The organism is Streptomyces sp. NPDC092369, assembly GCF_044755245.1.
GTDB lineage: Bacteria > Actinomycetota > Actinomycetes > Streptomycetales > Streptomycetaceae > Streptomyces.
Genome location: NZ_JBIVQP010000002.1, coordinates 1,074,982 through 1,093,742 on the forward strand (window position 1 = coordinate 1,074,982; position 18,761 = coordinate 1,093,742).

Annotated in this window: 15 protein-coding genes; 3 read left to right on the forward strand and 12 right to left on the reverse strand. The window is 71.5% G+C overall.

Annotation, left to right across the window (positions count from 1 at the left end; all coding sequences use genetic code 11):
- Window positions 1-61: 61 nt before the first annotated feature.
- From obgE to rplU, 3 genes are all read right to left on the reverse strand, one after another.
- Window positions 62-1,501 carry a GTPase ObgE gene (gene obgE / locus ACIQI8_RS14510; protein ID WP_402349110.1) on the reverse strand — a complete coding sequence of 480 codons (1,440 nt, stop codon included), beginning with the start codon at window positions 1,499-1,501 and terminating at the stop codon, window positions 62-64.
- Window positions 1,502-1,647: 146 nt separating this feature from the next.
- A complete protein-coding gene (gene rpmA / locus ACIQI8_RS14515; RefSeq protein WP_401720996.1) occupies window positions 1,648-1,902 on the reverse strand; it encodes a 50S ribosomal protein L27 in 255 nt (84 codons plus the stop codon).
- Between the two features lie 14 nt (window positions 1,903-1,916).
- Complete coding sequence (rplU, locus tag ACIQI8_RS14520; protein ID WP_007381993.1) at window positions 1,917-2,237, reverse strand: 50S ribosomal protein L21; 321 nt, start codon at window positions 2,235-2,237, stop codon at window positions 1,917-1,919.
- Between the two features lie 362 nt (window positions 2,238-2,599).
- Here rplU and ACIQI8_RS14525 point away from each other — a divergent pair, with 362 nt between their 5' ends.
- Together ACIQI8_RS14525 and rfbC are read left to right on the forward strand one after the other, a co-directional pair.
- Complete coding sequence (locus tag ACIQI8_RS14525) at window positions 2,600-4,627, forward strand: glycosyltransferase family 2 protein (RefSeq protein WP_402349114.1); 2,028 nt, start codon at window positions 2,600-2,602, stop codon at window positions 4,625-4,627.
- Between the two features lie 56 nt (window positions 4,628-4,683).
- Window positions 4,684-5,277, forward strand: coding sequence for a dTDP-4-dehydrorhamnose 3,5-epimerase (gene rfbC, locus ACIQI8_RS14530; RefSeq protein ID WP_402349116.1), 594 nt, complete (start codon window positions 4,684-4,686; stop codon window positions 5,275-5,277).
- 98 nt (window positions 5,278-5,375) lie between these two features.
- Here the strand turns inward: rfbC and ACIQI8_RS14535 are convergent, their stop codons facing one another.
- From ACIQI8_RS14535 to ACIQI8_RS14575, 9 genes are all read right to left on the reverse strand, one after another.
- Entirely contained in the window at window positions 5,376-6,701 is a 1,326-nt protein-coding gene (locus ACIQI8_RS14535) for an FG-GAP repeat domain-containing protein (RefSeq protein WP_402349119.1), read from the reverse strand.
- A gap of 43 nt (window positions 6,702-6,744) precedes the next feature.
- A complete protein-coding gene (gene rfbD, locus ACIQI8_RS14540; RefSeq protein WP_402349122.1) occupies window positions 6,745-7,644 on the reverse strand; it encodes a dTDP-4-dehydrorhamnose reductase in 900 nt (299 codons plus the stop codon).
- Window positions 7,641-8,636, reverse strand: coding sequence for a dTDP-glucose 4,6-dehydratase (gene rfbB, locus ACIQI8_RS14545; RefSeq protein WP_402349125.1), 996 nt, complete (start codon window positions 8,634-8,636; stop codon window positions 7,641-7,643). Before rfbB ends, rfbD begins: the two co-directional genes overlap by 4 nt.
- Window positions 8,633-9,700 carry a glucose-1-phosphate thymidylyltransferase gene (locus tag ACIQI8_RS14550; RefSeq protein WP_402349128.1) on the reverse strand — a complete coding sequence of 356 codons (1,068 nt, stop codon included), beginning with the start codon at window positions 9,698-9,700 and terminating at the stop codon, window positions 8,633-8,635. The genes rfbB and ACIQI8_RS14550 overlap by 4 nt, the downstream gene beginning before the upstream one ends.
- Before the next feature lie 191 nt (window positions 9,701-9,891).
- Window positions 9,892-10,020 carry a hypothetical protein gene (locus ACIQI8_RS14555; RefSeq protein WP_402349130.1) on the reverse strand — a complete coding sequence of 43 codons (129 nt, stop codon included), beginning with the start codon at window positions 10,018-10,020 and terminating at the stop codon, window positions 9,892-9,894.
- 184 nt (window positions 10,021-10,204) lie between these two features.
- Complete coding sequence (locus tag ACIQI8_RS14560; protein ID WP_402349133.1) at window positions 10,205-14,389, reverse strand: ribonuclease E/G; 4,185 nt, start codon at window positions 14,387-14,389, stop codon at window positions 10,205-10,207.
- A 273-nt stretch (window positions 14,390-14,662) separates the two neighbouring features.
- Window positions 14,663-15,427 (reverse strand): TIGR03936 family radical SAM-associated protein, encoded by a 765-nt coding sequence (locus ACIQI8_RS14565; RefSeq protein ID WP_402349136.1) that lies wholly within the window; start codon window positions 15,425-15,427, stop codon window positions 14,663-14,665.
- A gap of 48 nt (window positions 15,428-15,475) precedes the next feature.
- Window positions 15,476-16,753 (reverse strand): hypothetical protein, encoded by a 1,278-nt coding sequence (locus tag ACIQI8_RS14570; RefSeq protein ID WP_402349138.1) that lies wholly within the window; start codon window positions 16,751-16,753, stop codon window positions 15,476-15,478.
- A gap of 57 nt (window positions 16,754-16,810) precedes the next feature.
- Window positions 16,811-17,683, reverse strand: coding sequence for a helix-turn-helix transcriptional regulator (locus ACIQI8_RS14575; protein WP_402349141.1), 873 nt, complete (start codon window positions 17,681-17,683; stop codon window positions 16,811-16,813).
- A gap of 143 nt (window positions 17,684-17,826) precedes the next feature.
- Here ACIQI8_RS14575 and ACIQI8_RS14580 point away from each other — a divergent pair, with 143 nt between their 5' ends.
- Window positions 17,827-18,738 carry an alpha/beta hydrolase gene (locus ACIQI8_RS14580; protein WP_402349144.1) on the forward strand — a complete coding sequence of 304 codons (912 nt, stop codon included), beginning with the start codon at window positions 17,827-17,829 and terminating at the stop codon, window positions 18,736-18,738.
- Window positions 18,739-18,761 lie beyond the last annotated feature (23 nt).

The following is an 18,761-nucleotide window of genomic DNA, read 5'->3' on the forward strand; positions in this document are numbered from 1 at the left end:
GTTGCCCCGGAACAAGCCACCAGTTTCCCGGCCGTTAACCCCCACAGCCCGCCCGGTACTCCTACTCGAACGGGTCGAAGTCGCCGTACTCCTGAAGCGCTTCGTCCCTCTCCGCATCGCGATCCCGACGCCGCTGCGCCGCAGGCCTCGGCGCCTCGAAGCGGTGGTCCTCGCCCCGTCGGCCGAGCATCTCCGCGCCCGACATCATGGTCGGCTCCCAGTCGAAGACGACCGCGTTGTCCTCGGGGCCGATGGCGACGCCGTCGCCGGAGCGGGCGCCCGCCTTCATCAACGCGTCTTCCACACCGAGGCGGTTGAGGCGGTCGGCGAGGTAGCCGACGGCCTCGTCGTTGCTGAAGTCGGTCTGGCGCACCCAGCGTTCGGGCTTCTCGCCGCGCACGCGGTAGAGACCGTCCTCCTCCGGTACGACGGTGAAGCCGCTGTCGTCGACCGCCTTCGGGCGGATGACGATCCGGGTCGCCTCCTCCTGCGGCTTGGCGGCGCGCGACTCGGCGATCAACTCGGCGAGCGCGAAGGAGAGTTCACGCAGTCCCGTGTGCGCGACCGCCGACACCTCGAAGACCCGGTAGCCGCGGGCCTCCAGGTCGGGACGGACCATCTCGGCGAGGTCCTTGCCGTCCGGTACGTCGATCTTGTTCAGGACGACCATGCGCGGGCGCCGGTCGAGGCCGCCGTACTGCTTCAGCTCCTCCTCGATGATGTCGAGGTCGGAGATCGGGTCGCGCTCGGACTCCAGCGTCGCGGTGTCGAGGATGTGCACGAGCACGCTGCACCGCTCGACGTGGCGCAGGAACTCCAGGCCGAGGCCCTTGCCCTGGCTGGCGCCGGGGATCAGACCCGGGACGTCCGCGATCGTGTAGACGGTGTCGCCGGCCGTCACCACACCGAGGTTCGGGACCAGGGTCGTGAAGGGGTAGTCGGCGATCTTCGGCTTGGCCGCGCTCATCACGGAGATCAGCGAGGACTTGCCGGCGCTCGGGTAGCCCACCAGAGCGACGTCGGCGACCGTCTTCAGCTCCAGGACGATGTCCTGGAAGTCGCCGGGCACGCCGAGCAGCGCGAAGCCGGGGGCCTTGCGGCGGGCCGAGGCCAGTGCCGCGTTGCCCAGGCCGCCCCGGCCGCCCTGCGCGGCGACGTACGAGGTGCCCTGGCCGACCAGGTCGGCGAGCACATTGCCCGCGCGGTCGAGCACGACGGTGCCGTCCGGTACCGGCAGGACCAGGTCCTGGCCGTCCTTGCCGGAGCGGTTGCCGCCCTCGCCGGGCTTGCCGTTGGTCGCCTTGCGGTGCGGGGAGTGGTGGTAGTCGAGCAGCGTGGTCACGGACTGGTCGACGACGAGGATGACGTCCCCGCCCCGCCCGCCGTTGCCGCCGTCCGGGCCGCCGAGCGGCTTGAACTTCTCACGGTGGACGGAGGCACAGCCGTGGCCTCCGCTACCCGCGGCGACATGCAGCTCGACGCGGTCCACGAAGGTGGTCATGGGATGTGCCTCCAGTTACGTACAACGGTGTCTCTTGACTAACACGCGAAAGGCGGACCCGCTTCCCACCAGGGAAGTGAGGTCCGCCTCGCGAAAGCTTCCGATCAGTCGCCTGAATCAGTCGCCCGAATCAGCTGCCTGGTGCTTCAGGCGACCGGAACGATGTTCACGACCTTGCGGCCACGGTGGGTGCCGAACTCCACCGCGCCCGAGTTCAGCGCGAACAGCGTGTCGTCGCCGCCACGGCCGACGCCCGCGCCGGGGTGGAAGTGGGTGCCGCGCTGGCGGACCAGGATCTCACCCGCGTTGACGACCTGACCGCCGAAGCGCTTCACGCCGAGCCGCTGGGCATTGGAGTCGCGACCGTTCCGGGTGGACGATGCGCCCTTCTTGTGTGCCATGTCTCCTCAGTCCCTTACTTCGCAGCCGCGGGGATCTCAGTGACCTTGATCGCCGTGTACTGCTGGCGGTGGCCCTGACGACGGCGGTAACCGGTCTTGTTCTTGTAGCGAAGGATGTCGATCTTGACGCCCTTGTGGTGGTCCACGACCTCGGCCTGGACCTTGATGCCGGCCAGCACCCACGGGTCGCTGGTCACAGCGTCGCCGTCGACAACGAGCAGGGTCGAGAGCTCGACCGTGTCGCCAACCTTGGCAGTGGAAATCTTGTCAACCTCAACGATGTCGCCGACAGCAACCTTGTGCTGGCGACCACCGCTGCGCACGATGGCGTACACGCGGATCTCTCTTTCGCTCGGAGAACGGCACCCCCGCAGGCCAGCTGTCCGGTACGAACACGGACAGCCTCTCCCGGTCGCCGAGGCGTCCGGAAGGTAAGAGGTTTACGGGGATGTGGCATGCCTCTGTACTGACACGCCGACGGTCTAGGCTACGGGCCCGCTCGCGGCCTGGTCAAACCGGGCTGGTCCGCCCCGGAATCACAGGGGATCCGGTGTGGAACCGGAGGGTCCGAATCCCCCTCTTGTACCCCAAAGCAGTACGGCTAGTCTGTGACTCCAGCCATACACATCTTGGCCACCGTACGTCCATGTGACAGCCACCCCGCAGGGCTAACCCGACAGGAGAACAGGTTCCTCAGATGCCGACCAAGGTGAGCGTCATCATCCCGGTGTACAACCCGGGAAAGTACATTCAGCCCTGCATCGACTCGCTGTTGAAGCAGACCCTCTCCGTCGACGAGTTCGAAGTGATTTTCGTCGATGACGGGTCGACCGACGAAACCCCTGCCGAACTGGATTCCCTTGCCGCGCGGCACCCGCATTTCCGGGTCGTCCACATACCGAATTCGGGTTGGCCGGGCAAGCCGCGGAACATCGGCGTGGGCGAGGCGAAGGGCGAGTACGTCCAGTTCGTCGACCAGGACGACTACCTGGCCTCGGACGCGCTGCGGCGGCTGTACGAGATGGGTCACCGCAACGGGTCGGACATCGTCATCGGCAAGGTGGCCAGCAACTTCCGAGGTGTGCCGCACGGGGTCTTCCGGGTCGACCGGGAGAAGTGCACCATCCACGACGCTCCCCTGTACGACAGCCTCACGCCGCACAAGATGTTCCGCACCGAGTTCCTCCGCGAGAACAACATCGCCTATCCCGAGGGAAAGCGGCGGCTGGAGGACCAGCTCTACATGATGGAGACGTACTTCCCCGCGAAGGTCGTCTCCATTCTCGGCAGCTACACCTGCTACTACTACTCGAAGCGCGACGACGGAAAGAACGCGGGCTCCACCAGGCCCATTCCTTCCGGCTATTACGGAAACCTCCGCGAGGTCCTCGACGTCGTCATCGCCAACACCGAGCCCGGTGAATTCCGGGACATGCTCCTTCGCCGTTTCTACCGGGTGGAGATGCTCGGCCGGCTCAGCGAGCCCAACGTACTGAAGTACGAGCAGGCCTATCTGGACGAGATGGTCGACGCCATCCAGCCGCTGGCCAAGGACTTCATGGGCGACGGCGTGCACGACGGGCTCGGCGCGATCTCCCGCATCCGCTCCACGCTGCTGCGCCGCGACGACCGCCAGGGCCTGCTGACGCTCGCCGAGTTCGCCCGCGGGGTCAAGGGCGTGGCTCGCCTGGAAGACGTCAAGTGGCAGCCGAACGGCAAGCTGGCCGTCACCGTCACCGCCCGGCTCACCCAGGGCGAGGACGGCGAGCCGCTGAAGGTGCTACGCCGCGACGACCGCTTCTACCTGCACCCCGAGTACACCGACGGGCTGCTCGGCGAGGGCGAACTGGTCGACGTCACCGACGAGTTGGACGAGTACAGGGCCGAGATGTCGCTGCGCAACCGCGAGACGGCCGTCGAGTGGCCCTGCGCGGTGGAGTTCACCTCCGCCGTCGAGGACCTGGGCGACGGCGCCTGCGAGGTCGTCCTGCGCGGCACCGGTCAGGTCAACCCGCAGGGCGCCAAGGGCCGCGGTCCCGTCTCTCGCGGCTTCTGGGACGTGTGGGTCCCGGTCCGCGGTCTCGGCCTGGTCCGCAAGGCCCGCCTGGGTGCCGACCGCGACCCGAAGGTCGACGCGGAGTGCCGCCCGGCGCTGCTGGGCTCGCCGGCCCGCCCGGTCATCCCGTACTTCACCGACCCGCACGGCAACCTCACGCTCGACGTGGCCCGCCGCAGCAAGAAGCTGGCGGAGTACCTGGAGGGCCGTCCGCTGCTGCGGATGCCCGGCAGCCGGCCGGAGCTGCGGCTCGACGTGTTCGCCCGCCCGGCGACCGCGCCGCTGACGACGGAGCTGGTGCTGGCCGCCGAGGGCGGCCGCACCCACGTGGTGCCCGCCCAGGTCGTCCCGATAGAGGGCCGCAGCCACCTCCTCCTGCCCGAGCGGGTGACCGTGCCCGCCGGACGCTGGCAGGCCTCCGTGCGGCTGGACGGGGAGAAGAACCCCGCGCTCGACCTCTGCCCGGTGACCGTCAACGGCGGCGGCCGACTGCGGCTCGGCAGCGAACTCCCGGTTGTGGACGCGGAGTTGGTCCGCGCGACGGTGACCAGGCGGCGCAAGGCGACGGTCCGCCGCAGGCTGCGCGTGGTCGGCGGTCCGATCGTGCGCAGGCTGCCCGCCTCCGCCCGCAAGAAGGTCCGCCGGCTGGCGGCGAAGTTCGTCGGCTGACCACCGCCCCGCCCCGGACACACCGCACGACACAGCACACCAAGGATGTGAACGCCATGAGGCAGCTCGGCATCGCCGGCGCCTGGATCCACGAGCCGAAGGTCTTCCCGGACGCGCGCGGCAGCTTCCACGAGTGGTTCAAGGGACCGGACTTCGCCGAGGCCGCCGGCCACCGGCTGAACCTGGCCCAGGCCAACTGCTCGGTCTCCAGCCGCGGCACCCTGCGCGGCGTCCACTTCGCCGACGTACCGCCCAGCCAGGCCAAGTACGTGAAGTGCGTGCGCGGCGCGGTCCTGGACGTCATCGTCGACATCCGCACCGGCTCCCCCACGTACAAGCAGTGGGAGGCCGTACGGCTCGACGACGTGGACCACCACTCCGTCTACCTCTCCGAGGGGCTCGGGCACGCCTTCATGGCGCTGACCGACGACGCGACCGTGGTCTACCTGTGCTCCGAGGGCTACGCCCCCGAGCGTGAGCACGGCATCAACCCGCTCGACCCCGACCTGGGCATCGAGTGGCCGACGACGGTGGAGCCGGTCCTCTCCGAGAAGGACGCGGCGGCGCCGACCCTGGCGGAGGCGGAGGCGCGGGGGCTGCTGCCCTCGTGGGAAGCCTGCCAGGCGTACTACGCCGAGCTGCGCGGCTGACGCACGTCACCGGAGGGGCCCTCGCCGGAGGGCCCCTCTTCGCTGTCCGGTCATCGCTGTCCGGTCTTCGCTGTCCGGTCATCGCTGTCCGGTCTTCGCTATCCGACCGGCCCGAAGCCGCGCCCCGAACCCGAGATGTCCGGCCCGAGGTCCAGGTCGGCCGCCGTGAAGGTCCGCGTCGGGGCCCCGGAGCGCACCACCCGGACCTCCCCGGCCTCCTCGACCACCAGCTCGGCCGCCCGGTCGCCGTCGGTGTCGAGCAGCACGGCCGAGGTGCCCGGCAGGGCCCGCGCCCCCTTGAGAGTGAGTCCCTCGCCGCTCCCCCTCAGAACGAGGAGCTCCCGCTTCGTGCCCTTCTCGACCTCGGCCGAGAACACCACGTCGGCGTACCCGTCCCCGTCCACGTCACCGACCGCGGGCCGGCCACCGAACGAGCAGAAGGAGAAGGGGCCTTGGACCGGCAGCCCGGCCGTCCTCTCGGTGATACGGACAGGCTTGATCCGCTCGCTGGGCCCCGTGGGTCCTCCGTACAGGACGCCCACCCGGCTGCCGCCTCGCGGCGGATTGGGGTCACCGAGGAGCACATCGCAGCCGAGTGCCGCCACGACATCGGCGTAACCGTCCTTGTTCACGTCTGCCGTCCGAAGTACCTGGCCGTGGAAGTCCCCGCCCTGCTCGTCCTTGAGGCGCGGGCCCTTGACCGGCTTCCCGTCGGCGGCGCCCCGGTACAGGACGGTGGCGAGGGACTGGGGAGCCTCGTCGACCAGGGCGGCCCAGGTGACCAGGAGGTCGTCCTTGCCGTCCCCGGTGAGGTCCCCGAGGGCGGCGGGCACCGCGGCCGGGTACTTCGAGTCGCTGGGCGTCAGGTCGAGGGGGACCGTACGGCGCGGTGTGCCGTCGCGGTCGAGCGGTCCCAGCAGGATCCGTACGGCGTTCTGGCCCGAGGTGACGACGAGATCGGCGTGTCCGTCGCCGTCGACGTCGCCCGCGAGCGGCGCGGACCCCTTCAACCGGGCCGCACCGGAAAGCCCCTTGTCGCTCCCCCAGACGACGAAGACCGTGCTCCGGCCCGCCTGGGTGACGAAGTCGGCCCGCCCGTCGCCGTCGAGGTCGGCGCTGAGGCTGCTGCTTGAGCCGCCGAAACCACCGCCCTCGCCCGCCTTGCCGAGCCCGAGCCCGTCCTGGGTGACGACCTGCGCTCCCTTGAGCCGGGGGCCCTGCGCGGAGCCGCGCAGGACGGCCGCGTATCCGGCGGCGTACTTCCCGTGCACGGTCGCGGTGGTGTCGGAGACGACGAGATCGCCGTACCCGTCTCCGTCGAAGTCGGACCGGACACCGGGGTGTTGTGGTGCCTCGCCGCCGTCCGAGCCGCAGGCAGCCAGCAGCAACACCAGGGCGGCACCGAGGAGATGACGTCTCTTCATGTCACCTCCGACCGTCCGCCCCGGTGTTGGGTTGTACCGCTGGTCAGCCCCGCTCGGCGGTCACCAGCGCCGGGAACGCCTCCGTCAGCGCCTCGCGCCAGTCGCGGATCGGTTCGATGCCGGCCGCCGCCCAGCGGTCGTGGCCCAGCACGCTGTACGCGGGCCGGGGCGCGGGGCGTACGAAGGCCGCGCTCGTGGTGGGGCGGACCCGCTCCGGGTCGGCGCCGAGCCGCTCGAAGATGGCCCGGGTGAAGCCGTACCAGGTCGTCTCGCCGGAGCTGGTGCCGTGGTAGACGCCGGCCGGTGCGGTGCCGGCGAGCGCGCCCTGGCCGAGGCGGACGAGCCGGTCGGCGAGGTCGGCGGTCCAAGTGGGCTGGCCCCGCTGGTCGTCGACGACGTCGAGGGTGTCCTTGACGCCCTCCAGCTTGATCATCGTACGGACGAAGTTGCCGCCGCCCGCGCCGTACAGCCAGGCCGTGCGCACGACGTAGCCGGTGTCCGGGAGGGTGTCGAGGACCGCGCGCTCGCCCGCGAGCTTGGTGCGGCCGTAGGCGCCGCGCGGGCCGGTGGGGGCGTCCTCCGCATACGGCTTCTCGGCGTCGCCCGCGAACACGTAGTCCGTGGAGACCTGGAGGAGTACGGTCCCGTCGGCCGCGCACGCCTCGGCGAGGTGCCGGGCGCCGTCGCCGTTGACGCGCAGAGCCTCGTCCTCGCGGGACTCGGCGTCGTCGACGGCCGTCCAGGCGGCGCAGTTGACGACCACGACGGGCCGGTGCTCGGCCAGGGCCGTGCGCACCGAGGCCGGGTCGGTGATGTCGAGGTCGGCCCGGCCGGCGGCGACCGCCGGGATCCCGGCGGCGGCGAGCGCGGCCAGGACGTCCTGGGCGAGCATGCCGCCGGCGCCGGTGACCAGCCAGTTCTGCTTCTGCGGCGGCGGGGTCACAGCGCGGCCCGCTCCTTCAGCGGCTCCCACCAGGCGCGGTTGTCGCGGTACCACTGGACCGTCTCCGCGAGGCCCTGCTCGAAGCTCTTGCGCGGCTCGTAGCCGAGCTCCTCGCGGATCTTCGTGCAGTCGACGGAGTAGCGGCGGTCGTGGCCCTTGCGGTCCTCGACGTACTCGACGCTGGTCTCCCAGTCGGCGCCGCAGGCCTTGAGCAGCAGTCCGGTGAGCTCCTTGTTGCTGAGCTCGGTGCCGCCGCCGATGTTGTAGACCTCACCGGCGCGGCCCTTCGTGCGGACCAGCTCGATGCCCTGGACGTGGTCGTCGATGTGCAGCCAGTCGCGGACGTTGCCGCCGTCGCCGTACAGCGGGACCTTCTTGCCGTCGAGGAGGTTGGTCACGAAGAGCGGGATGACCTTCTCGGGGAAGTGGTGGTGTCCGTAGTTGTTGGAGCAGCGGGTGACGCGGACGTCCAGGCCGTGGGTGCGGTGGTACGACAGCGCGATCAGGTCGCTGGACGCCTTCGCCGAGGAATAGGGCGAGTTGGGCTCCAGCGGGTGCGTCTCGGGCCAGGAGCCCTCGTCGATCGAGCCGTAGACCTCGTCGGTGGAGATGTGCACGAAGGTCTTGATGCCGGCGCGGTGGGCGGCGTCGATGAGCGTGTGCGTGCCGACGACGTTCGTACGGACGAACTCCGCGCCGCCGTCGATGGATCGGTCCACGTGCGACTCGGCGGCGAAGTGCACCACCTGGTCGTGCTCGGCCATCAGCTTGCCGACCAGCTCGGGGTCGCAGATGTCGCCCTGCACGAAGGCGAACCCCGGGTGCGCGCGCACCTCGTCGAGGTTGGCCGGGTTGCCGGCGTACGTCAGCTTGTCCAGGACGGTGATCGAGACGTCACCGGGTCCCTGCGGGCCGAGCAGCGTACGGACGTAGTGCGAGCCGATGAACCCGGCGCCGCCGGTCACCAGGATTCGGGTGGGAGCGGTGGTCATGAAGAGATCTGCACCTTGCTGTGATCACCGAGCACGAGCCGGTGGGCCGACGGGTTGCGGGGCGCGGGCGTGACCTCGACGTCGCGCCCGATGAGCGAGGCCTCCACACGGCGCACGCCGGTCACCGAGGATCCGCGCAGGACTATGGAGTACTCGATCTCGCTGTCCTCGATCCTGCAGTCCTCGGAGACGGATGTGAAGGGACCGATGTAGGCGTGCTTGACGACCGAGCCGGCGCCGACGATCACGGGGCCGACGATCCGGCTGCCGCTGACGCGGGCGCCCGCCTCGATCCGTACCCGGCCGATGATCTCGCTCTCCTCGTCGACCGTGCCCTCGATCAGCGGCTGCACGGTCTCCAGGACGGACCGGTTGACCTCCAGCATGTCGGTGACGTTGCCGGTGTCCTTCCAGTACCCGGAGATCGTGGTGGAGCGGACGTCACGCTTGTCGTCGATCAGCCACTGGATGGCGTGCGTGATCTCCAACTCGCCACGCCAGGAAGGCCCGATGGAGCGGACGGCCTCGTGCACGGCGGGGGTGAAGAGATAGACCCCGACCAGCGCGAGATCGCTCTTGGGCTGCTTCGGCTTCTCCTCAAGGCCCACCACGCGCCCGTCGGCGTCGAGTTCGGCGACACCGAAGGAGGTGGGGTTGGGAACTTTCGTCAACAGGATCTGCGCGTCGGGTCGTTCGCTGCGGAATTCCTCGACCAGGCCCTTGATGCCGCCGACGATGAAGTTGTCGCCCAGGTACATCACGAAGTCGTCGTCACCGAGGAAGTCCTGGGCGATGAGGACGGCGTGCGCGAGCCCGAGGGGGGCCTCCTGCGGGATGTAGGTGACCTCGATCCCGAACTGCGAGCCGTCGCCGACGGCCTCCCGGATCTCCTCGGCGGTGTCCCCGACGACGATCCCCACCTCGGTGATCCCGGCCTCGGCGATCGCCTCCAGGCCGTAGAACAGCACGGGCTTGTTCGCCACCGGCACCAGCTGCTTGGCCGAGGTGTGGGTGATCGGGCGGAGGCGGGTACCCGCTCCTCCGGAGAGCACGAGAGCCTTCACGTGATAAATCCCCGTTTGTCTGAATTACGCATCATCTCGGTCACATCATAGCCGCGCTACGAGAAGCTAGATTCACCGCTCGTTCACATGGTTGCCTGCTACGGGTCAATTCGTGGTCGAGGTCACGAGAAACGGGGGCGGAAGGCCTCGGGAGGGGTGAGATCCGGCCAGTTCGCGAGTGGCCCAAGGAATCAGCAGATACGGCAGCGGAGATTCCACTGCCTTTGGTGGAACTCGGCAAGCACCCGCACGGCCCCGCCGAGCCGGATGGCGGCGGCGCAGCACAGGGCTACGCCCGCGGAGTCGAAGAGGTCGTCCATGGTCGTGTTCCTTCCCCCCGCGCAGTCACCTTCATCAGGGCAACTTGCGGCGGGGCGAACCTCGCCCCGGCACAACGCGCCGCCGCGCAGGCCGTGTCGGCCGTATCGCACGGTCACGGAAAAGCGGGACGGCCCGCCCGGTGGAAACCCGGCGGGCCGTCAACCGCACTGCGCGGTAAGCGCGTCAGTCCTCCGTGGAGGCCGACACACCCGACGGGGACTGCTCCGCCGCCACCGTCTTCTTCGACGCGGCCTTCTTGGCGGTGGCCGTCTTGGCCGCCTTCTTGGCCGTCGCCTTCTTCGCGGCCGTCTTCTTTGCCGCGGTCTTCTTGGTGGCGGTCGCCTTGGTCGCGGCCTTCTTCGCCGTGGCCTTCTTGGCCGTCTTCCGGGCCGTCTTCTCGGCCGCCGGAGCCTCGGTGCCCGCCTCGGCGGACTCCTCGGGGGCGGCCTGGGCCGGCGCCTCCGCCGACGGGACGACCACGACGGCCGCCTCCTCGGACGCGGTGGGCGCGGTGGCCTTGCGGACGGCACGGCGGCGCGGACGGGCCGGGGCGGCGCTGTCGGCGGACGCCTCGGGCTGCTCGGCCGGTGCGGGAGCCGCGGCCTGCGGAGCCGCCTCCGGCTGCCGCTCGGGCGCCGTCTCGGCGACCGTCACCACGGCGGCCTCCGCTCCCGCGGGCGAACCGGCGGGCGCGGACACCTTGCGGGTGGCGCGACGACGGGTCCGTCCCTTGGGCGCGGCCTCGTCGGCGACAGGGGCCTCGGCCGGGACGACCGGGTCCGCCACGGCGGCGGGCTCGGCGAGCGCCTCGGCGGCCGACTCCGACCGCACCGGGCGCTCCGCGGCGGCCTCGGCCGTCACGGACTGCGCCGTCGGCACCTCGGGCGCGGACCGCTCCGCCCGCTGCTCGCCCGACCCGTACTCGTCGGACCTGTGCTCGTCCGACCTGTTCTCCCGTCGGGGAGCACCCGCCGGGGCCGAGGCACGTCGGCCGGCCCGGCGCCGCGAGCGGCCACCGCGGACCGCGGCCTCCGCCTCGGCGACGCTGCTGAACAGCTCCTCATCGGGCGTGAAGGCGGGCCCGTCGAGCGCGATCGGCTCGGCCACCTCCGCGGCGACCTCGGCCTCGGTCTCCTCGTGCGTGTCCACGGTGCCCGCGGACTCGTGCTCGTGCTCGTGGGTGTGCCCGTCGCCGCCGCGCCCGCGCTTCTTGCGCTTGCCGCCGCCACCGGCGGAGCTCGGCTGCTCCATGTGCACGATGACACCGCGGCCGTTGCAGTGGACGCAGGTCTCGGAGAAGGACTCCAGCAGGCCCTGGCCGACCCGCTTGCGGGTCATCTGCACGAGCCCCAGCGAGGTCACCTCGGCGACCTGGTGCTTCGTACGGTCCCGGCCCAGGCATTCGAGCAGGCGCCGCAGCACCAGGTCCCGGTTGGACTCCAGGACCATGTCGATGAAGTCGATGACGATGATGCCGCCGAGGTCGCGCAGCCGCAGCTGACGCACGATCTCCTCGGCCGCCTCCAGGTTGTTGCGGGTGACGGTCTCCTCGAGGTTGCCGCCCTGACCGGTGAACTTGCCGGTGTTGACGTCGACGACGACCATCGCCTCGGTCCGGTCGATCACCAGCGAACCGCCGCTGGGCAGCCAGACCTTGCGGTCCAGGGCCTTGGCGAGCTGCTCGTCGATCCGGTAGGTGGCGAAGACGTCGACCTCGGAGGTCCACTTCGACAGCCGGTCGGCGAGGTCGGGGGCGACGTGCGAGACGTAGCCGTGGATGGTGTCCCAGGCCTCGTCGCCGCTGACGACGACCTTGGTGAAGTCCTCGTTGAAGATGTCGCGGACGACCCGGACGGTCATGTCCGGCTCGCCGTACAGGAGCGTCGGCGCGTTCGAGCTGCCGCCGTTCTTCGACTTCTTCTGGATGTCCTCCCACTGACCCTGCAGCCGCTCGACATCACGGCGCAGCTCGTCCTCGCTCGCGCCCTCGGCGGCGGTGCGCACGATGACGCCCGCGTCCTCGGGGACGATCTTCTTGAGGATGGTCTTCAGCCGGGCCCGCTCGGTGTCGGGCAGCTTGCGGCTGATACCGGTCATGGAGCCCTCGGGCACGTACACGAGGTAGCGCCCGGGCAGGGAGACCTGGCTGGTCAGGCGCGCGCCCTTGTGGCCGATCGGGTCCTTCGTCACCTGGACGAGCACGGACTGGCCGGACTTGAGCGCCGCCTCGATGCGCCGCGGCCCGTTGGCCATCCCCAGCGCCTCGAAGTTGACCTCACCGGCGTACAGGACGGCGTTGCGGCCCTTGCCGATGTCGATGAAGGCGGCCTCCATCGACGGCAGCACGTTCTGGACCTTGCCCAGGTAGACGTTGCCGACGTACGAGGTGGCCTGCTCCTTGTTGACGTAGTGCTCGACGAGCACGCCGTCCTCCAGGACGCCGATCTGCGTACGGTCGCCGTACTGGCGGACCACCATCACGCGCTCGACGGCCTCGCGGCGGGCCAGGAACTCGGCCTCGGTGATGATCGGGACGCGTCGGCGCCCCTGCTCACGGCCCTCGCGGCGGCGCTGCTTCTTGGCCTCCAGACGGGTCGAGCCCTTGATGGACTGCACCTCGTCGGACGGCTCGGACTGCTTGCGCGGCTCGCGGACCTTGACGACCGTGCGCTCGGGGTCACCCTCGGTGGGCTCGGTGTCCGGACCGCTGTCACCGGCACGGCGACGGCGCCGGCGGCGACGACGGCTGCTGGAGCTGGAGCCACCGGAGTCGGCGCCCTGCGCCTCCTCGTCGGACTCGTCGTCGTCCTCGTCGGCCTGGTCGGCGTCCTGCGCGGCGGGCTCGTCGGACTCGTCCGCGTCGTCCTCGCCACCGGCCTCGGCCAGTTCACCGCGCCGACGGCGACGGCCGCCCCGGCGACGGCGCCGGCGCGAACCGGTGTCCTCGGACTCGTCGTCGTCGACGGCGTCCTCGGCCGACTCGTCGGCCTCCTCCGGCTCGTCCTCGACGACGGGCTCGACGGGCCGCGTCTCGGTCTCCTCGGCGAACGCGGCACCCCGGCCGCGACGACGGCGGCGCGGCGCGGCAGGCGTCTCCTCGACGCGCTCGACCCGCTCAACGCGCTCCACGGGCTGCTCGTCGATCTCGTCGGGCTCGTCGGTGTCGGCCGCCTCGGCGGCGGCCTGGGCCGCGGCCCGCTCGGGCGTCTGGAACCTGGGCTCGGTGAAGACGGGCGCCTGGAACACGGCGACCGCGGGGCGCGCGGGTCGACGCGGCTTCCCGTCCTCGTCGCCCTCGGTCGCGGCGGCGGTCGCCGCGGGCGCGGCGAACCCACCGGCGGCCTTACGGGCGGACCGGCGACGGGCCCGGCGCGGACCACCGTCCTCCTCGGCGGAGGCGGGAGCTTCGGCAGGGGTTTCGGCGGCGGGCGCCTCGACGGCGGCGGCCTCGGCGTCACGCCCGTTCACGGGAGCGGCGGCGGGTGCGTCGGCGGTCTCCACCGGCTCGGCCACCTCGCCCTCGGCGGGCCCACCGGCGGGCGCGGTCACCCGGCGGGTGGCGCGACGGCGGGTACGACGGGGAGCGGCGTCCTCGTCGGCGGAGGCGGAAGCGGAGGCAGGGGCTTCGGCGACAGCCTCGGCGGAGGCGGCGGGCGCCTCGACGACGACCTCGGCCTCGGCGGCGTCCGCGTTCGGCGCACCGGCGGGCGCGGAGGCCCGGCGCGAGGCGCGACGGCGGGGACGACCGGCGTCCGGTGCGTCTTCGACCGCGGTCTCGGCGGCAGCGGGAGTCTCGTCGGCGGCGGGCGCCGCAGTGGTCGTGGCCGGCACCACGGTCTCGGCGGCCTCGGCTGCCACCGGCGCACCGGCGGGCGCCGACACCCGGCGGGTGGCACGACGGCGGGTACGGCGCGGAGCGGCGTCCTCGTCGGAGTCCGCCTCGACACTCTCGGGCGCAGCGGCGGCCTCGGCCGTCTCGGCGGCGGCAGCGGGCACGACGGTCTCGGCCACCTCGGCGGCCACGGGCGCACCGGCGGGCGCGGAGGCACGACGGGTCGCACGGCGCCGCGGACGACCGGCCGGCGCGGCTTCCTCGGCGGGAACTTCCGCCACGGCAGCCTCGTCCGTCTCTTCGGTCTCGTCAGTCTCTTCGGTCGCCGCTACCTCAAGGGTCTCGTCGACCTTCTCGTCGTCCTCGGCCGGTATGGCCGGCGCGACGACGTCTTCCGGTGCCTCGGCGGCACCGCCGACCGGCGGACCCGCCGGTCGGGAAGCGGCACGGCGCCGACGACGCGGCGGCAGTGTGTCGCTGGGGGTGTTCTGTTCGGAGTCCGTTGAGGACTCTGTGGGTTCGGTCGGTTCGAGCATGCGGGCGTTTCTCCCGTCAGGCTCCCGGGCGCCGCACCTGGTCCGGTGTCGATGGCATCGACCACCGCTGACGTCCGCGGCTCGCGCGATGCGCGGTGCCGCCGTCCGGGGCGCGGGCGCCGCACGGGAACTCTCTAGTGTCCTGTCTCGCCGGTTCCGTACGCCATGTTGCGTACGGCCTGGCGAAAGTCTTGTGGTCTGTGCACTGCCCGACCCAGGTGGCTCCCGAGTACGAGGGCGGCGCTACGACATCCGTCCTTCGCGGGACCTTCCTTACACCGGCGCCTTCGCGGCGGCAGCGGGATCGGCCGTGGTTACAGCCGTCGCAGCCTCGCGGTCGGGCGCGAGCGGGTCGGTCACCGTGCCGGTCTCTTCATCGAGCAGCCCCTGCGCCAGCCTGGTCACCCCTGCGGGGACCGGCGGCGCCAGGTCGGCCACGGCGCGGAGACCGGACAGGACGTCGTCGGGTCGTACGGCAGGCGTCACGTGCCGAACAACCAGCCGCAGTATCGCACAGGGCTGGTCCGTCGGCCTATCAGCCTGCGAACTGTGCGTTTCCAAGTGTACGACCGCGGAGCGCGCGTCGAAGGTTCGAACGCCGTTCTTGGCCATGCGCTGGACCTCGACCGCACCGGCGGCGTTGAACGCGGCGACGGCCCGCTCGGCCTCCGCCGGATCCACGCCGTCCAGCCGCAGCTCCCATACGGAAGCCGTGAGCCGGTCCGCGAGCCCGGAGGTCCGGGCCTCGACCGCGTCCACGATGTCGAGGCCGGTGGGCATCGACTCGTCGAGCAGCGCTCTCAGTCTCTCCGGATCGCGCGCCGCGGTGAGCGCGATCTCCAGGTACTCCGCCTCACTGCCCGTGCCGGTGGGTGCGGCATTGGCGTACGACACCTTCGGATGCGGCGTGAACCCCGCCGAGTACGCCATCGGCACCTCGGCACGGCGCAGCGCACGCTCGAAGGCGCGCTGGAAGTCACGGTGGCTGGTGAACCGGAGGCGGCCGCGCTTGGTGTAGCGCAGTCGGATGCGCTGCACCGCGGGTGCGGGCGGCGGGCCTTCGGGCTGTCGCTTGCCCAGTGTCGTTCAGTCCTTCGTGAGTGCGGTCGTACTGCTACCTAGAGTACGTGTCTCGGGCCCCGACGGTTCCCGGGCGCCGACGATCTCGACGGGCGCGGGCTCCCCGAAGAGCATCCGCCGGAAGTCGGCCCGCGCCTGCCGCACGGACTCGCGAGCGGCGGTCAACGCCTCCCTGCTCGCCCGGCCCACCGTGCGCGCGACCTCGGCGACGGGCCGCACCACGGCGTCCCGGACGACGTGCCCGACCGGCGTCAGCACGGTCTGGTACACCCACCGCACGGGCTCGACGAAGATCCACCGGAAGAGGGTGCCGAGGAACCGCCCGACGGCGAGCGAGATCCGGGACGCGACCCGCCACCCGTGCCCGAGCGCGTCCACCACCTCCCGCCCGACGACGGCCAGCAGGTGCCCGACGAAGGCCAGCAGCTGGCCGACGGGCACGAACACCCACCGCCACAGGGCGAGCGCGGGCAGGACGAACAGCACGCGCGCGATCCAGTACAGCCCGACGCCGATCGCCGACAGCACCATGCCGATCCCGGTGACGATCCCGCGGACGGTCGTGCTCGCGAGCCACGCGAGCCCCTTGGCGCACCACACCACCGCGCGCCCCACCGGCGTGACCACCCACACCACGCCCCGCGCGACCCACAGCACGCCGTGTCCGACAGGCGTGAGCACGCGCGCGTAGAACCACACCAGCCCGGCCCCGAGGCTCCGCGTCAGCCAGGCGAGGCCATGCCCCACCGGCGTCAGCACGTACTCGTACAGCCACGTGAGGGGCACGACCACGAGCACGCCGAACAGCCACCCCAGTGCCTTACCGAGCGGCACGACCCCGTACCGCCACAGCCCCACGAAAGGCCATACGAAGACGGCCCGCGCGAGCCACGCAAGCGCCCGCCCCACCGGCGGGAACACCCGGTCCGCGAGGAACCGCCAGGCGAGGACGAGCGCGTCCCACACCATGCGCGCCGGTGCGGCGACGAGCACGCCGAACAGCCACCCCAGCGCGTTCCCCAGGGGCACCACGCCGTACCGCCACAGCGCCACGAACGGCCATACGAAAACGGCCCGCGCGAGCCACTCCAGTGCCCGGCCCACCGGCCGGAACACCGTGTCCGTCAGGAACCGCCAGCCGACGACGAGCGCGTCCCACACCATCCGCGCCGGCACGATCAGCACCAGCGCGACGATCCGCACGGGCAGGCGTATCGCCACGACGAGACACCCCTCGGGCGTCTGCCGCTCGGGCCGATCTACGGGGAGCTTGTCCAGGTCCATACCGACCTAGACGCATTGGCCCCCGCTACGGATGCGCTCGTCTGCCGGTCGGCCGCCTCACGATTTGGTGTCGGTGCGCGCCGAGGACCACTGCAACAGGAAGCGCAGGGCCTCGTGGGAGGGTGAGCCGGGTTCCGCCGTGTAAGCGACCAACTGCTGGTCGGGATGGGTGTCCACGGAGAACTGCTGGACGTCGAGCGTGAGGGTGCCGGCGACGGGATGGTGGTAGACCTTGGTGAGTTGACGCGGCCCGCGCACCTGGTGACTGGCCCACCAGACGCGGAAGTCCGGGTCGCGGACGCCGAGTTCACCGACCAGCGCGGCCAACGCGGGGTCGTGCGGGGTGCGTCCGGCCTCCATGCGCAGCACGGCGACGCATTCACGGGCGGCCCGCGGCCAGTCCCCGTACAGGGCCCGGAAGGTGTCGTCGAGGAAGGTCAGCCGGATCAGGTTGCGCTCGGGCAGGGGCAGTTCACCGAAGTCGGTCAACAGAGCGGCGGCCCCGCGGTTCCAGGCCAGTACGTCCATCCGCCGGTTCAGGACCAGCGCGGGTACGTCCGGCATGGTGTCCAGCAACAGCCGCAACCGGGGCGCCACTTCCGTACGAACGGCCCGTCGCCGGACGGGACCGGCGGCGGAGACATCGGTGACGTCCGCGACGGCGAACAGGTAGTCCCGTTCGTCCGGCGCCAGTCGCAGGGCCTCGGCGAGCGCGTCGAGCACCGGCCGCGAGACCCGCCGGGTCCGCCCCTGCTCCAGCCGTACGACGTAGTCGACGCTGACGTGCGCGAGCTGGGCCAGCTCCTCGCGCCGCAGCCCCGGCACCCGTCGGGGACGCCCGTCGTCCGGCATCCCCGCGGCGTGCGGATCGAGGGCGGCACGACGGGAGCGCAGGAAGGCGCCGAGCTCGTTGCCGGGGTTGTCGACCATGCGTCCAGTGTCCCCGCGACCGGTCCCGTGTGCCTGGTACTGGTCTGCATAGGCAGGGTCGTCCCTGGCACAGGGGTACCGCCCGGCGCGACGGTGCATCACGGAGCAACCGTTGCGACACGACCGAAAGCGCAGGACACCCCATGCGAACCGACGTCACATTCCTCAGCGCGGGCCTGAAGATCGCCGCCCACGTCCACACCCCCGACAACGCCGCATCCACCCCTCTCCCGGCGGTCGTCGTAGGTCACCCCGGCAGCGGCGTGAAGGAACAGGCGGCGGGCCTGTACGCGCGCCGGCTGGCCGAGCGCGGTTTCCTCACCCTGGCCTTCGACGCGGCCCACCAGGGCGAGAGCGAGGGCGAGCCACGCGGTCTGGAGGACCCGGCCCAGCGGGTCGAGGACCTCAAGGCCGCGGTCTCCCACCTCACCACGCGCGCGGACGTCGACCCCCACCGCATCGGCGTCCTGGGCATCTGCGCCTCGGGCGGCTACGCCCTCACGGCCGCCGCGACCGACCGCCGCGTGCGGGCCGTGGCCGCGGTGAGCGCCGCGGACATCGCCCGCCAGTTCCGGCTGGGCGCGGACGGCACCCAGGACCCGGCGGTCTTCCAGGGCATGCTGACCGCGGCGGCAGCGGCCCGCACGGCGGAGGCGCACGGCGAGCCCTCCCCAGCCTTCCCCCTCTTCCCGGCCACCGAGGAGGAGGCCCGCGAGGCCGGCCCCCACGTGTACGAGGGCTGGGAGTACTACTGCACCCCCCGCGCGGGCCACCCCCGCTCGGCCAAGTCCCTGACCTGGACGAGCGTCGACCGCATCGCCCTCTTCGACGCCTTCCACGCCCTCCCCCTGCTGTCCCCGCGCCCTCTCCTCCTGATCACCGGCCGCGAGGCGGAGACGTCCTGGATGAGCGTGGAGGCCTTCCAACAGGCCACCGGCCCGAAGAAACTCCACTGGATCGAGGGAGCGACCCACGTCGACCTCTACGACAAGGAGGGCCCCGTCGGGGAGGCGGTCACGGAACTGGCGGGGTTCTACACCGCGCACCTTTCCTGACCCGCATTCCTCCCGTACCGGCT

Excerpts from the sequence above, each read along its gene's own strand:
- obgE (WP_402349110.1), bottom strand. The coding sequence starts at position 1,501 with ATGACCACCTTCGTGGACCGCGTCGAGCTGCATGTCGCCGCGGGTAGC.
- rpmA (WP_401720996.1), bottom strand. The coding sequence starts at position 1,902 with ATGGCACACAAGAAGGGCGCATCGTCCACCCGGAACGGTCGCGACTCC.
- ACIQI8_RS14525 (WP_402349114.1), top strand. The coding sequence starts at position 2,600 with ATGCCGACCAAGGTGAGCGTCATCATCCCGGTGTACAACCCGGGAAAG.
- rfbC (WP_402349116.1), top strand. The coding sequence starts at position 4,684 with ATGAGGCAGCTCGGCATCGCCGGCGCCTGGATCCACGAGCCGAAGGTC.
- ACIQI8_RS14535 (WP_402349119.1), bottom strand. The coding sequence starts at position 6,701 with ATGAAGAGACGTCATCTCCTCGGTGCCGCCCTGGTGTTGCTGCTGGCT.
- rfbB (WP_402349125.1), bottom strand. The coding sequence starts at position 8,636 with ATGACCACCGCTCCCACCCGAATCCTGGTGACCGGCGGCGCCGGGTTC.
- ACIQI8_RS14555 (WP_402349130.1), bottom strand. The coding sequence starts at position 10,020 with ATGGACGACCTCTTCGACTCCGCGGGCGTAGCCCTGTGCTGCGCCGCC.
- ACIQI8_RS14560 (WP_402349133.1), bottom strand. The coding sequence starts at position 14,389 with ATGCTCGAACCGACCGAACCCACAGAGTCCTCAACGGACTCCGAACAG.
- ACIQI8_RS14570 (WP_402349138.1), bottom strand. The coding sequence starts at position 16,753 with ATGGACCTGGACAAGCTCCCCGTAGATCGGCCCGAGCGGCAGACGCCC.
- ACIQI8_RS14575 (WP_402349141.1), bottom strand. The coding sequence starts at position 17,683 with ATGGTCGACAACCCCGGCAACGAGCTCGGCGCCTTCCTGCGCTCCCGT.
- ACIQI8_RS14580 (WP_402349144.1), top strand. The coding sequence starts at position 17,827 with ATGCGAACCGACGTCACATTCCTCAGCGCGGGCCTGAAGATCGCCGCC.